An 11,519-nucleotide genomic window follows, 5' to 3' on the forward strand; every position below is an offset into this window, starting at 1 on the left:
GCTCTCCGACTGATTCAGGAGCAGGTGGATCGATATTGGGAATCCGTGAAAGGATAGCGGATGCCCCTCCCCGACGACCTTTTGCGTCCCGGGATCGAGCTGCGAGAGACCCATATCTCCTGGGTCTTCTTGAGCGCAAACGAGGTGTGGAAGGTCAAGAAACCCGTCGAGCTCGGGTTTCTCGACTTCAGCACGATCGAGAAACGGCGGGAGGCGTGCGAGGCTGAAGTCCGCCTGAACCGCCGCTTGGCGCCCGGCGTGTATCGGGGAGTCGTTCCCGTTCACCGAGGCGAGGCGGGTCACCTTTCCATCGATGGCACCGGAGCGGTGATCGATTGGGCGGTCCACATGTGGCGCCTTCCCGATCGGGATCGCGCGGACGTGAGGTTGTCCCAGGGTCGGCTGACGCAGGATCACGTGGAGACCATCGCCGAGCGCGTGGCTCGCTTCCACGAGGAGTGTGACAGTAACGATCATACGGCACGGTTCGGAGCGCTCGAGGTCATCGGCAGGAACGTTCGCGAGAACTTCGAGCAGGCCCGAGCGACGATACTCGAGTACGTCAGCCAGGAACAGGCAAACGAGATCGAGTCGTGGCAGACGGAGTTCGTCGACGCTCGAAAGGCTCTTTTCGAGGCGCGCATTCGCGAGCGCCGCATTCGCGACGGGCACGGGGATTTGCGCCTCGAGCACGTCTATCTCGACGAAGCCGGCGAGGTCGTCATCATCGACTGCATCGAGTTCAACGAGCGCTTTCGCTTCGCCGACGTCTGTGCCGACGTCGTCTTCCTCGCCATGGATCTGGCCCGCTCGGAACGTGTCGATCTCGCCGAACGCTTCGTCGCGCTCTATGCGCGGGAAGCCAACGACTTCGACCTCTATCCGCTCGTCGACTTCTACGAGAGCTATCGAGCTTTCGTCCGGGGGAAGATCGCCGCCATGATTGCCTCGGATCCCGAGGCCGACGCCATGGTAAGGGAGAAGAATCGGGAGGATGCACGAACTTACTACCTTCTGGCCCTGGCGTCCGAGAGGCGTGCCCTCGTGCCTCCCGCTCTCGTGGTCGTCGGAGGAATCATGGCCTCGGGAAAATCCACGGTGGCCTCGCGAGCGGCGGCCGAGCTCGCCGTTCCGATGATCGACGCCGACCGAACCCGCAAGTTCCTCGCCGGGGTGGAGCCGACGACGCCGATCCCGGCGAAGCCGTGGCAGGGCGTCTACTCCCGCGAGTTCAGCGAGAAAGTCTATGAGGAGCTCTTTCGGCGCGCACGAGCGGTGTTGACCTCCGGCCGACCGGTGATCCTGGATGCGACGTTTCGCTCGGCAGCGCATCGCTCCGCTGCCCGAAAGCTCGCCGCCGAGCTCGGGGTGCCCTTCGCTTTCGTCGAGTGCCGGGCGACCACCGAAGTCTGTCGCGAGCGTCTCTTGCGGCGTCGTGAGGAGGTGGGCGTGAGCGACGGGCGATTGGCGATCTTCGATGATTTTGTGAAGAAGTGGGAGCCGGTGACCGATCTCCCCAAGGAGGAGCACTTCGTCGTCGACACGACGAAGCCGCTGGAGCAGACCATGGACCAGCTTCGGCGACGTCTCCCCGTCTCGTTCGCGCCGCTCACGCACTGAGACGCGCGGGAAGACTCCCGGATCATGCCTCTTTGTCCGTCCCGCAGAGCGCGGCCGCTTCCGCCGCCGCCGAAGCGATGCCGGATCCCGACCCGCACGGGGTCTTTGCACGCCGATGGGGTGGACCGTGAGAATCGGCGGCTCCTGTTCTAGAATCACCGACATGAGCACTTCACCGATGGAACGCAAGGTCGACGTATTCGAGCATGGGAAGGATCGGGACGGCACTTCCCGAACCTGTGACCGGCGGCTGTTCATGCAGCTCCAGGTCTTTACCGACTGTCTGGCGTTCGAGAAAGCGATTGAATCCGTCGAGGGGAGCGGACTCGAAGCCGTGGTCTATGCCGACGTCCACGATCCCCGAGGCGTCGGAATCCTCACCATGACCGAGGATCCCGTCGAGCTCGTCACCCGAGCGCATCCGGTCCTGAACGCAGATCCCTTCCGCACGATGCGATTTCGTCCCGAGCTCACGATGCTGGGGCGAACCTATTCGAGCGGATTCGAACCGGACCTGGAAGACTGGCTTCTCCAAAAGCCGCGACGCAATACACGAAATACCGAGTGGCGGTGGGCGATCTGGTATCCGCTGAGGCGGGTCGGAGCCTTCAACGCACTTCCAGACGAGGAGCAGAAGAGCATACTTCGCGAGCACGGTGGGATTGGAAGGCTGTACGGTGAGGAGGACCTCGCTCATGATATTCGCCTCGCTTGTCACGGCCTGGACGCTCACGACAACGAGTTCGTCATTGGACTCGTGGGAAGAGAGCTCCATCCACTCTCGCATCTCGTACAAAGGATGCGGCGCACGCGCCAGACGTCGGAATTCATGGAGAAGATGGGCCCGTTCTTCGTCGGCCGCGCGGTTTGGCAGCGACCGCTCGATTAGCGGAGTCCGCCGGAGAGAAGTCTCTCGAGCCCGGTGGCCGCGGCCACGGTGGGCGATCTCTTCTACGACGGTCGGCAGCTAGTCGAATCACTGGATTGGCCAGACGAATGAATGCAGCCCGGTCAGACGACTCTCTAGATTCGCCGAATTCTCTCGACTTCGAATATATTGGGTGGCGCGTTTCCCGGAGGTAAAGTTCATGAAGTTGGGATTTAGCCTGCCGGTGGCGGGACCCAGCGCGACCGCGGAGGGCATAACCCGTGTGGCGAAGAGGGCCGAAGAGCTAGGCTACCACAGCCTCTGGACGTGGGAACGTCTCCTGGTTCCCCTGAAGCCGCAGACTTCTTACATCGGCACGGCTGACGGCTCGTACCCGGACTACTTTTCCCGAGTGATGGATCCCCTCGACGTGCTGACCTTCGCGGCCGCCCATACGTCGCGCATCCGCCTCGGGGTGAGTGTGGCAGTGATGGGCCACTATCACCCGCTCCCTTTCGCCCGCCGATGTGCCACCATCGACGTGCTCTCCGGGGGGCGGTTGGACGTTGGCCTCGGACAGGGCTGGTCGAAGGACGAGCACGACGCCATGGGAGTTGCGATGAAGGATCGCGCGCGTCGCGCCGACGAGTTCGTCGATGTCCTGAAGAAGGCATGGACGGAGAAGATCGTGGAATTTCAGGGCGATTTCTTTCAGGTTCCGCCCTCTCGTATCGACCTCAAGCCCGTTCAGAAGCCTCATCCGCCCATCTACATGGCCGCCTTTTCACCGGGCGCAATGAATCGAATCGCCGCGAAAGCCAACGGCTGGACTCCGGTCGCCGTCCCCATCAAGGCGATGCCAGACATGCTGAACGGCATCAAGGAGATGGCGAAGGCGGAGGGCCGGGCTCCAACGGAAATCAAGCTGGTCGTGCGGGCGAACGTGCACGTCACCGATAAGCCGCTCGCGGAGAGATTTCCCTACGTGGGGTCCTGGGATCAGATCCTGTCCGACATCGAGGAGACTCGACGGTTGGGAGCCGACGAGCTCTTCGTGGATCCTCAGGGCGGCTCGCCGGAGACTTTCCTGGAGGTGATGGAGCGGTTGCGGCCGTAACAACTTCATCTCTTCAAGGAGCGTCCACACGCGTTCTCTCAGCTCTTTGCCAGTCATTCCATGTCTAGCGCGGCGGGAGCGGATCTCACGATCCACACCCGCTCGAGAACGACTTTCTCGATGAGAAATGAGCTCAGGAGCTCGAAGGATCGCTGGGCGTTCATCTTGCCATGAACGGTGCCGAGTAACGGTGTCGCGAGTGCGCGGATTCGGCGGCGCTCGACTTCCTTGCGAAGGCTGCGCACCGCTTCGGCGATCCAGGTCTCCCGCCACGTCGGGTTTTCGTGGAGCCGGTGGACGATGGCCAGGAGTAACATAGGCTTTCCCGGGCGCACGACGATGCTGCCCGGTTCGATCTCTATCGCGTCGCGGGCGCGGGTCATCACGCGGATCGGATGCTCGACGGGCAGCTCCAGGCGCGGCTCGGAGCTCAGGGACAGGTACGAATCCTCCTCCTCGACGAACGCGTCGACGGGAAACGGCGGCTCTTCGCGAGGACTCAGCACGACTCTTGGTCTCGAGCGAGGCTGGAATTGGCTTCTTCGCGGCATGGTCCCGAGAGCGGCTCGACTCTCGCTCTGCCGGATGATACCAGACCGTCGAAGAGTTGCGTCCTCGCGGAGATCGCGCAAAACTGACGGCGTGAAGCGGAGGCCGGGTACGTTGTGAAGCTTCCGGCGCACGGCTTCCTCGACGAGCACGAGATCCGTCACGAGGTGAAGACTTTCCCCGCCACGACGGAGAAGGGCGCGGCAAACGTCGCGCGCGCTCTCGGCTTCCGCGAGCGCCAGATGGTGAAGACGCTCCTTTTCGAATCGGGGAAGGGCGAGCGCGTTCTCGTGATGGTTGGCGGCGATCGAACCGCCCTGTCCGGCCACCTCAAGAAGGCCATCGGGGACCGGAATATCAAGATGGCGCGGCCGGAAATCGTGAGGGAAGTCACGGGCTACGACGTCGGCTCGGTCCCGCCGTTCCACTGGCAGCCGCCAGGCTTCCGGTCGTTTCTCGATCGAGAGCTGACCGAGGAGGCCGTGCTTGGGGTCGGCGCCGGAGTGTGGGGAAACGAGATTCTGATCACGCCGGAAAACCTCGTCCGCGCCTGCCATGCGATCGTCGTGAATCTGACGGATCCCGACAACCCGGTGCGGTAGAATTCCGAGTCATGAGTTTCGCGTCCGTTTCCCTGTTCTGGGTGATCCTGTTGGCTCAAAGCGGAGCCATCGAGCGCGAGTCGTACGAGGTGTACCTCTGCCCGGTGCATCGCGACGAGCAAGCGACCTCACCCGCCGACTGCCCGGTGTGCCAGCGCGAAATGGTCCAGCGGATCCTCGTGCCGAGCTACTCGTGCCCGATGCATCCTCACATCGACGAGGAGGAAGAGGGGAGTTGTCCAATCTGCAAGATGAATCTCGTCGCCACGACTCGCGAGCTCCAGTGGTACTGCGAGAGCAACCCCGAGCGGGTCTCGAGTCTCCCGGGCGCGTGCCCGGATGGATCGTCGATGGTCATGAGGAGCGTTCCCATGGCTCACGGTGACCACAACCCCAAGCACGGGGGCATCCTTTTCATGGCGCCCGACGGGTTTCATCACCTCGAAGGTACTCTCGACGACGACGGTACGTTTCGCCTCTATCTCTACGACGACTTCACGCGTCCCATCGATGCCGCTCCCTTCGAGGCTCGAATCGAGACGCAAGAGCTTTCGTCGGCGAGCGGCTCCGATTTCTTGTTGGGCTCGCTCCCTCCCCCGGAGAGCTACCCGGCGGAGGTCGTTCTCCACGTGCGCTTCCCCGGCGCCCACGAAGACGAGGCGCGCTTCGATTTCGTTTTCCAGGGCGACATCGAAGCCGTTAATTTGGCGCTTCCGGAATTTCGCATTCCGGAAACCGCCGATGGCATTTTCGAGGAGATCATGGACCGCGACCGGCGGGTGCGGGAGCTCATCCGTCGAGGAAACTGGCCGGATCTCTACATTCCGGCGCTCGAGGCGAAAGAGCTCGTGCTGGCGTTGAACGAGAAGCAGCCGGAGCGCGTCGGCTTTCCCGCGAAGAAGCTCGTCCGCGCGGCCTGGCTTCTCGATACCTATGGCGACCTGGGGAACCGGATCGAAGTGGAGTCCGCCTATCGGCTGTTCGAGGAGGCGATCCGGGAGCTGGAGGCGGCTCATGCGCATTAATCTGGTTCTTGTCGCGGCATTTCTTGCATCCGGCGGCATCGTCGAGGCCCATGAGGCCAACCCGTCGCGGTACACCTACGGCGAGCACGTGCGTCCCATCTTCCTGCGGCACTGCGGTGAGTGCCATCGTGCCGGGGGCATCGCGCCCATGTCGCTTCTCGACTATCAGGAAGCCGTTCCCTGGGCGAACGCGATCAAGATGCAGCTGCTGCAGCAGACGATGCCTCCGTGGCTTCCCGTCGACGGTATAGGCGCCTTCCGCCACGCGAGAAGTCTCACCGCCGAGGAGATCGATATCGTCATCGACTGGGCGGTCGGCCAGACTCCGCGTGGCGAGGTACCGGCGGACGTCGAGCCCGCGCCCGAAGCCGTGGGCGCGAACGACCCGCATCTGTGGCTGGACCCCGGCACCGACGTCGTGCTCGCAGAGGATGAGTTCGAGAAGACCGAGTGCGTCGTGCTGCCGACGAACCTCGCCGAGTCGCGTCTCGCTACCGCGTTCACCGTTCAGCCCGGCCTTCCCACCGTCGTGCGGAGGGCCGCCGTCTTCCGGGGATCGGCGTGCGAGGGCTCGGCTCCACTCGCGACCTGGCTGCCGGATCAGCGGAGCGTTTCCTATCCCGAGGGAAGCGGCACGCGTCTTGCGGCCGGCGATCGTCTCGCGCTCGAGATTCTCTACGTGAAAGGATGGGCGGACGACGGCAAGAGGCTCACCGACCGGTCACGCCTGGGCGTCACGTTCGCCGCCGAGGTCGAGCCGGCGAAGTCCGTTCGCATCGAGACCAAAAGCTACCAGCTGACCGATTCGTCATCGCTCTTGGCCCTTTACCCCGATCCGTCCCAGGGCGAGGAGCCTTTCCGGGTCGATGCGGTTCTACCCGACGGTTCTTCCGAGCGCCTTCTCTTCATCGAGCGCTACGAGCCGGCATGGCGCGAGAAGTACGTGCTGGAGACGCCCCTTTGGCTGCCCGCTGGATCTCGACTCGAGATCTCGCGGCCGACCGTCTGGGCCGAGTTCCTGTCGACGACCGGAGCCCGGTCCGAGCAATAACTACCTTCCGGTCGGGATCGGATGACGGAGATCGTGATCGAGCCGGCGACGGTGGCCCAAGCTGGCGCCTTGCTCCCCCTGGTGTCGCGCTTCTACGAGGAAGAGAACTATCCTTTTTATGAAGCTCACGCCCGCCGAGCGCTCGTGGGACTGCTCGAGGAGCCGTCACGCGGTCGCGTGTGGATCGTGACCGACCAAGAGCGCGTCGTCGGCTATTTCGTCATGACGCTCGGCTGGAGCCTCGAATACCTCGGCCGCGACGCTTTCGTCGACGAGCTTTACGTGCTGCCGGAATATCGAGGCCGCGGCCTGGGCAAACGCGCCCTCGCGGTGATGGATGACGCCTGCCGCGAGCTGGGCGTTCGGGCGCTCCATCTCGAGGTCGAGCGTGGCAACGAGCGCGCTCATCAGCTCTACCGCAATCTGGGCTTCGAGGATCACGAACGTTTCCTGATGACGAAGCGGATCGCTCCGTGAAGACCACGAGCCCCTTCGTCGGCGCGAGCGTTATTGGGCCTTGACCTCGTTCTCGATGGGAGGAAGCGATTTCAGGTAGACGGCGATGGCCTTCAGGTCGGACTCCTCCATGTGCCGGTAGCCCTTGTCGATGACCTCCGCCATCAGCCCCTGCGTTCCGTCGCCATCCGGCAGGAGGTTCGTCTGCAGGAACCAAACGATGTCCGTCGTCGACCAGCTGCCGATGCCGGTCTTCTCGTCGGGAGTGATGTTGGGTGCAAGCTCGCCCTCCGGTCCCTCCACCGAGCCCGCGTAACCCAGGTCCTCGTTCACCGCGCCCAGGAACGTTCGCGGGGTATGGCACTCGCCGCAGTGCGCCACCGCCTCGACGAGATAGGCGCCCCGGTTCCACTCATCGCTCCTCGCGGGAACGGGAGTGAATCTCACGGGCTCGAAGTGGAGCCCCCGCCATACACGCACGCTCGCACGGCTGTTGTACGGGAATCCGAAGTCGGGTTCCCGATTTTCCTTCCTCACGGGTGGGAGCGAGAAGAGGTAGGCTTTTAGATCGAGAAGGTCGCCGTCGGCCATCCGCGTGAACGACGTATAGGGAAACACGGGATAGTAGGGCTCTCCTTCAGGGCTCATCCCTTCCCTCATCGCTCGCAGAAAATCCTCGTCGCTCCACCCTCCGATGCCCGTTTCCCGGTCCGGAGTGATGTTCGTCCCATAGATGGTGCCGAACGGGGTCTTGATCGCCCTTCCGCCCGAGAACGAGACGTTTTCGCCCGCGGCATCCGTGTGGCATGCGCATCCACCCGACGCGTTCAAGACGTACTCCCCCCGGCGAATCGCATCGGGGTCCTGGCCGGGGGTTCTCGAGACAATAAGTCCCGAAATCGAAAGCCCGAGGCCGAGTAACGCCGTCGTCTTCATGGAAGAACGCAGGGCGAGGTCACTCTACCTCTTGAACCGCTCTTCCTCCGGCTTCCGGTAGGTATCGTGGCACGCGCGGCAGGCGTTACTGACGGCGGTGACCTCCGGCAGGATCGCCTTCATGTCCCCGGACTCCGCGGCCGTCAGGAGCTTCGCACTTGCTGCGTGGAGCGCCTTCGACTTCGCCACGAAGTCGTCCCAGCCCGTCCAGACTTCGGGCTTGGCGTCGGTCAATCCCTCGGTGATTTTCGTTTCGAAGGCATCGGGAATGAGTGCCGAGAGCTCGCCGATGTTCTTCGCGTGAGCCACGAAGTGCGAGGAGTCGTAGGGCATCTTGAACTTGAGGATATCGGCCATCGAGGCCATGCTGGCCCTCTGCCCGACCATGAGTCTCTGACGGTACTCGATGACGGGCTTGTTCTCGTCCTCCTGAGCGCTCGCCGGTGCGAGAAAAAGACCGAAACCCGTCGAGAACGTGAGTGCTGCGAGAACCTTCGACCTGCCGGGACTGGGGAGCCAAAGCGTCATCCTTACCTCCTAGGGTTAAGGAGATTCTTAACGCAGGTGCGCGCCGGTTTCAAGGGATCTTTCGATCGTGAACGTTCGGTCCTGATCTGACATATCGCTCCAACCGCGGTCCTGGAGCCGGTTCTTCTGACCGAGGCCTGCGAGCCTCTACTTGATGATCTCGCTGACGAGAAGATGTCGGTGAGAGGGGGAGGTAGAGATTGCGCCGTTCATTTCGAATCTGGCGACCCGACGGAAAGTGAGCACCTCGACCCAGAACCAGGCAATGTCGGCATTGGTCTTTCTCTATAGACGAGTCCTTCGCCGACCCCGATGACATGGAGCTCGTGCGTGCCAAACGGCCGACCCGTCTGCCGCTCCTGCTGACGCGTCGCGAAGTCGACGCGGTTCTGATTCACTTCGATGGAGCGAAAGGCTTGATGGCGAGGCTACTCTACGGCTCGGGACTGCGCCTTCTCGAATGCTGCCGCTTGCGCGTCAAGGATGTCGATCTAGAGCGTCGCGACCTCCTCGTCCGTAACGGGAAAGGCGAGAAAGACCTCGTCACGATGCTTCCAAACAGGCTCGTGGCGCCCAGAGCAAATCAAATTCGTCGCGCGCGATCCCTCCACAACCATGATTTGAAGTGGGAAGCTCGTTTCGTGGAGCTCCCCTCCGCGCTCGCCCAGAAATACCCGAACCCACCGCGCGAGTGGGGCTGGCAATGGGTCTTTCCCGCCGCGAGAACGTACTGCCACCGCCTCAACAAAGGCGGCCGCGGCGTCAGAAGCCCTCTCGACCAGTAGCCGAGGGAGGGGAGGAGGACGAAGAGCAGAACAATGTGCGCGCGCCCACCCGATGAACCCAACCTCTTATCGTGCTATACAACCGACCTCTGCTACAGAGCTCAACAATCCCGGCCAGTCGCACCGCCACAAAGGATTCGAAATTCGGAACTTAACCCCGAACCGCCAGCTCAACCTGCCATGTCCACCAATCGCCAACACGACAGAATTGTGTTATGAGAAACTCTCTATATGGAACGACAGACTTCTAGTTAGACGACCTCGGTTGGAGCCCTCTTGGAATCACGAGCCGGTGTTGTACTTGCGGTCAGCGGGCTCGCCTTCACGCTCATTCTGCTAGCCTGGTCAGTCCTTGTGAACGATCTAAGGTTTCTGCTCATGGACCCATCGTGCAGCGTGCTGGTGATGCTGCCCATTGTATTCGGTCTCGTTCAGCCTCTCTCGCAATTGCCGGAAAGTCGTAAAATGAGTCTGGCGGTTCTATACTCGTCTGCTACCGCTGCTTTCGTGGCCTCCCTCTTGTGGCGAAACGATCCAAGCGTGGACACTTGGCCTGCCTTCCTGCAGCTGTTCGACTTTTCCGCCCCTGCTTTCATGTTTGCACCTGCGGCATTGACCCTGGTCGGTGTCGCACGGTCCGTTGATAGAGGTATCAACACGAGCGGTCGAATTTACCTTCTTGGTGGCCTTCTCCTCTGCCTTATGATCATCGGGCGCATCTGGTACGGAGCGATAGAATTGTGGTTCCCATCTGTCGTGGGCGGTGGCATCGGCGCGATGACGGCCGCTGTGTTTTCGTACCCAATTGCGCTGATTCTGTCTATGCTATCGGTTTGCTTCGGGATTCTGCCTTCCGCGGTTCGGCCGGGCCTGCCTTGGTCGGTCAGCTATCTGTGCGGTGTGGCGCTCCTTTCTGTGCACGCGCACGTAGCTGTATCTCGATCGCAGCAGTTTCTGCCAGAACTGCTCGTGCCCGGTTTGCTTCTCGTATCGCCGAGCTTCTTAGTCGCGATCTATCGCTTGTGCTTTTCAAGAACAAACTCGCAGCACACGGGGGTCGTCTAACTATGAATTGGAGCGGCCGGCATCAAGCCCTCGGCGGAGCAACGAGTTACTCTGATACGGTGGCGGCTTCGGCCGGGACATCGCAGTGCCGCCGCTCAATTCAACGTTCAGCAGGCGCTTTCTAAACAGGGGAGAATGTTCGTGCGAGCATCATCGACTTCGTCAGCACCGATGCTCGACGGACGGATCGTCGACTTCGAAGGCGCCGATTCACTCGAGCCCGAGCTTCGTCGTACAACGAAAGCCAACTTCTCCTTAGCCAATCGGCCGAGGATTGAGTTCAATCGGACGGGAGGGCTGCCGAACAATGGGATCGAGCAGACGAACGGCGAGACGCATTCGATGACGCCGTTCGCTACTCATCCCAAACGTTAGATTGCTTGGAGGCCACCATGGACAACGTTGTTTACCGTGCATGGACGAAGGGTATTCGAGACGGCGCCCACAAGCCTCGTTACGGAATGGAATGGCTCAGTGCGCGTCGCGGATGGTTCAAAGTTTTTGACGACCGTATCGAATGCGGAAACTGGTCTATTCCCTACTCGAGCATTCAAGAGGCGGTTCTGTTCAAGTCTCGACAAGTCTTGATTCCGGTCTCAGTTCTGCGCCTGGCGACGCCCGAATCGACGTATCAGTTCGGCTTCAATCCGTGGGTACAGGTGGAAGGGCATCTGCCGTTTCAAGTTCGAAACGAAGAAATAGGGCTAAAGTATTCGGCTTTCTTCTTCGCCTTGCGAATAGCCGTTCTAGGCTCCGTCGTTTTTCTAATTTGGCGCACCTTCTTTGGCGGCGCAATCTAACCAGCGGATCGAGTGGTCGTGGCCTTTCCCTTCGTGAGACGCTGAAGCAGGAATGAAAGTGGATAGCCTTCGTGACGGTCCATGCTGGTACCGCAGGCGTGGCCACGCCACTCATCC

General features: G+C 61.7%; 13 protein-coding genes. 10 read left to right on the forward strand and 3 right to left on the reverse strand.

All coding sequences use genetic code 11. The features are described 5' to 3' along the window. Window positions 1-60: 60 nt before the first annotated feature. From VEK15_21090 to VEK15_21100, 3 genes are all read left to right on the forward strand, one after another. Window positions 61-1,620, forward strand: a complete 1,560-nt coding sequence (locus VEK15_21090; GenBank protein HXV63208.1) for an AAA family ATPase — start codon at window positions 61-63, stop codon at window positions 1,618-1,620. Between the two features lie 163 nt (window positions 1,621-1,783). Beyond that, a complete protein-coding gene (locus tag VEK15_21095; GenBank protein HXV63209.1) occupies window positions 1,784-2,509 on the forward strand; it encodes a chlorite dismutase family protein in 726 nt (241 codons plus the stop codon). Between the two features lie 199 nt (window positions 2,510-2,708). Further along, window positions 2,709-3,605: a TIGR03619 family F420-dependent LLM class oxidoreductase gene (locus VEK15_21100; protein HXV63210.1), complete on the forward strand. Its 897-nt coding sequence runs from the start codon at window positions 2,709-2,711 to the stop codon at window positions 3,603-3,605. A gap of 53 nt (window positions 3,606-3,658) precedes the next feature. Here VEK15_21100 and VEK15_21105 read toward each other — a convergent pair whose 3' ends face one another. Further along, window positions 3,659-4,111 (reverse strand): hypothetical protein, encoded by a 453-nt coding sequence (locus VEK15_21105; GenBank protein ID HXV63211.1) that lies wholly within the window; start codon window positions 4,109-4,111, stop codon window positions 3,659-3,661. Between the two features lie 159 nt (window positions 4,112-4,270). Between VEK15_21105 and VEK15_21110 the strand changes: the two genes are divergently transcribed. From VEK15_21110 to VEK15_21125, 4 genes are read left to right on the forward strand one after another with little or no spacing between them, the layout of a single operon-like run. Then, window positions 4,271-4,756 carry a YbaK/EbsC family protein gene (locus VEK15_21110; protein ID HXV63212.1) on the forward strand — a complete coding sequence of 162 codons (486 nt, stop codon included), beginning with the start codon at window positions 4,271-4,273 and terminating at the stop codon, window positions 4,754-4,756. 11 nt (window positions 4,757-4,767) lie between these two features. Then, window positions 4,768-5,781 carry a heavy metal-binding domain-containing protein gene (locus tag VEK15_21115; protein HXV63213.1) on the forward strand — a complete coding sequence of 338 codons (1,014 nt, stop codon included), beginning with the start codon at window positions 4,768-4,770 and terminating at the stop codon, window positions 5,779-5,781. Then, a complete protein-coding gene (locus VEK15_21120; GenBank protein ID HXV63214.1) occupies window positions 5,771-6,832 on the forward strand; it encodes a hypothetical protein in 1,062 nt (353 codons plus the stop codon). Before VEK15_21115 ends, VEK15_21120 begins: the two co-directional genes overlap by 11 nt. A gap of 21 nt (window positions 6,833-6,853) precedes the next feature. Then, complete coding sequence (locus VEK15_21125; GenBank protein HXV63215.1) at window positions 6,854-7,309, forward strand: GNAT family N-acetyltransferase; 456 nt, start codon at window positions 6,854-6,856, stop codon at window positions 7,307-7,309. Window positions 7,310-7,339: 30 nt separating this feature from the next. On the opposite strand, the gene VEK15_21130 is transcribed toward VEK15_21125, so the two are convergent. Together VEK15_21130 and VEK15_21135 are read right to left on the reverse strand one after the other, a co-directional pair. Continuing rightward, complete coding sequence (locus VEK15_21130; GenBank protein ID HXV63216.1) at window positions 7,340-8,224, reverse strand: cytochrome c; 885 nt, start codon at window positions 8,222-8,224, stop codon at window positions 7,340-7,342. 24 nt (window positions 8,225-8,248) lie between these two features. Then, window positions 8,249-8,752: a cytochrome c gene (locus VEK15_21135; protein ID HXV63217.1), complete on the reverse strand. Its 504-nt coding sequence runs from the start codon at window positions 8,750-8,752 to the stop codon at window positions 8,249-8,251. A gap of 326 nt (window positions 8,753-9,078) precedes the next feature. On the opposite strand from VEK15_21135, the gene VEK15_21140 reads away from it, so the two are divergent. The 3 genes from VEK15_21140 to VEK15_21150 all read left to right on the forward strand — a co-directional run bounded on the left by VEK15_21140 (window position 9,079) and on the right by VEK15_21150 (window position 11,402). Continuing rightward, a complete protein-coding gene (locus VEK15_21140; GenBank protein ID HXV63218.1) occupies window positions 9,079-9,537 on the forward strand; it encodes a tyrosine-type recombinase/integrase in 459 nt (152 codons plus the stop codon). Window positions 9,538-9,915: 378 nt separating this feature from the next. Then, window positions 9,916-10,602 (forward strand): hypothetical protein, encoded by a 687-nt coding sequence (locus VEK15_21145; protein ID HXV63219.1) that lies wholly within the window; start codon window positions 9,916-9,918, stop codon window positions 10,600-10,602. Between the two features lie 392 nt (window positions 10,603-10,994). Further along, window positions 10,995-11,402, forward strand: coding sequence for a hypothetical protein (locus tag VEK15_21150; GenBank protein ID HXV63220.1), 408 nt, complete (start codon window positions 10,995-10,997; stop codon window positions 11,400-11,402). Window positions 11,403-11,519: the final 117 nt, after the last annotated feature.

The organism is Vicinamibacteria bacterium, assembly GCA_035620555.1.
Classification (GTDB): domain Bacteria; phylum Acidobacteriota; class Vicinamibacteria; order Marinacidobacterales; family SMYC01; genus DASPGQ01.

What these genes read in the sequence shown, in the direction of transcription:
- VEK15_21090 (HXV63208.1), top strand. Translation starts at nt 61, where the DNA reads ATGCCCCTCCCCGACGACCTTTTGCGTCCCGGGATCGAGCTGCGAGAG.
- VEK15_21095 (HXV63209.1), top strand. Translation starts at nt 1,784, where the DNA reads ATGAGCACTTCACCGATGGAACGCAAGGTCGACGTATTCGAGCATGGG.
- VEK15_21100 (HXV63210.1), top strand. Translation starts at nt 2,709, where the DNA reads ATGAAGTTGGGATTTAGCCTGCCGGTGGCGGGACCCAGCGCGACCGCG.
- VEK15_21115 (HXV63213.1), top strand. Translation starts at nt 4,768, where the DNA reads ATGAGTTTCGCGTCCGTTTCCCTGTTCTGGGTGATCCTGTTGGCTCAA.
- VEK15_21120 (HXV63214.1), top strand. Translation starts at nt 5,771, where the DNA reads ATGCGCATTAATCTGGTTCTTGTCGCGGCATTTCTTGCATCCGGCGGC.
- VEK15_21125 (HXV63215.1), top strand. Translation starts at nt 6,854, where the DNA reads ATGACGGAGATCGTGATCGAGCCGGCGACGGTGGCCCAAGCTGGCGCC.
- VEK15_21130 (HXV63216.1), bottom strand. Translation starts at nt 8,224, where the DNA reads ATGAAGACGACGGCGTTACTCGGCCTCGGGCTTTCGATTTCGGGACTT.
- VEK15_21135 (HXV63217.1), bottom strand. Translation starts at nt 8,752, where the DNA reads ATGACGCTTTGGCTCCCCAGTCCCGGCAGGTCGAAGGTTCTCGCAGCA.
- VEK15_21145 (HXV63219.1), top strand. Translation starts at nt 9,916, where the DNA reads ATGGACCCATCGTGCAGCGTGCTGGTGATGCTGCCCATTGTATTCGGT.
- VEK15_21150 (HXV63220.1), top strand. Translation starts at nt 10,995, where the DNA reads ATGGACAACGTTGTTTACCGTGCATGGACGAAGGGTATTCGAGACGGC.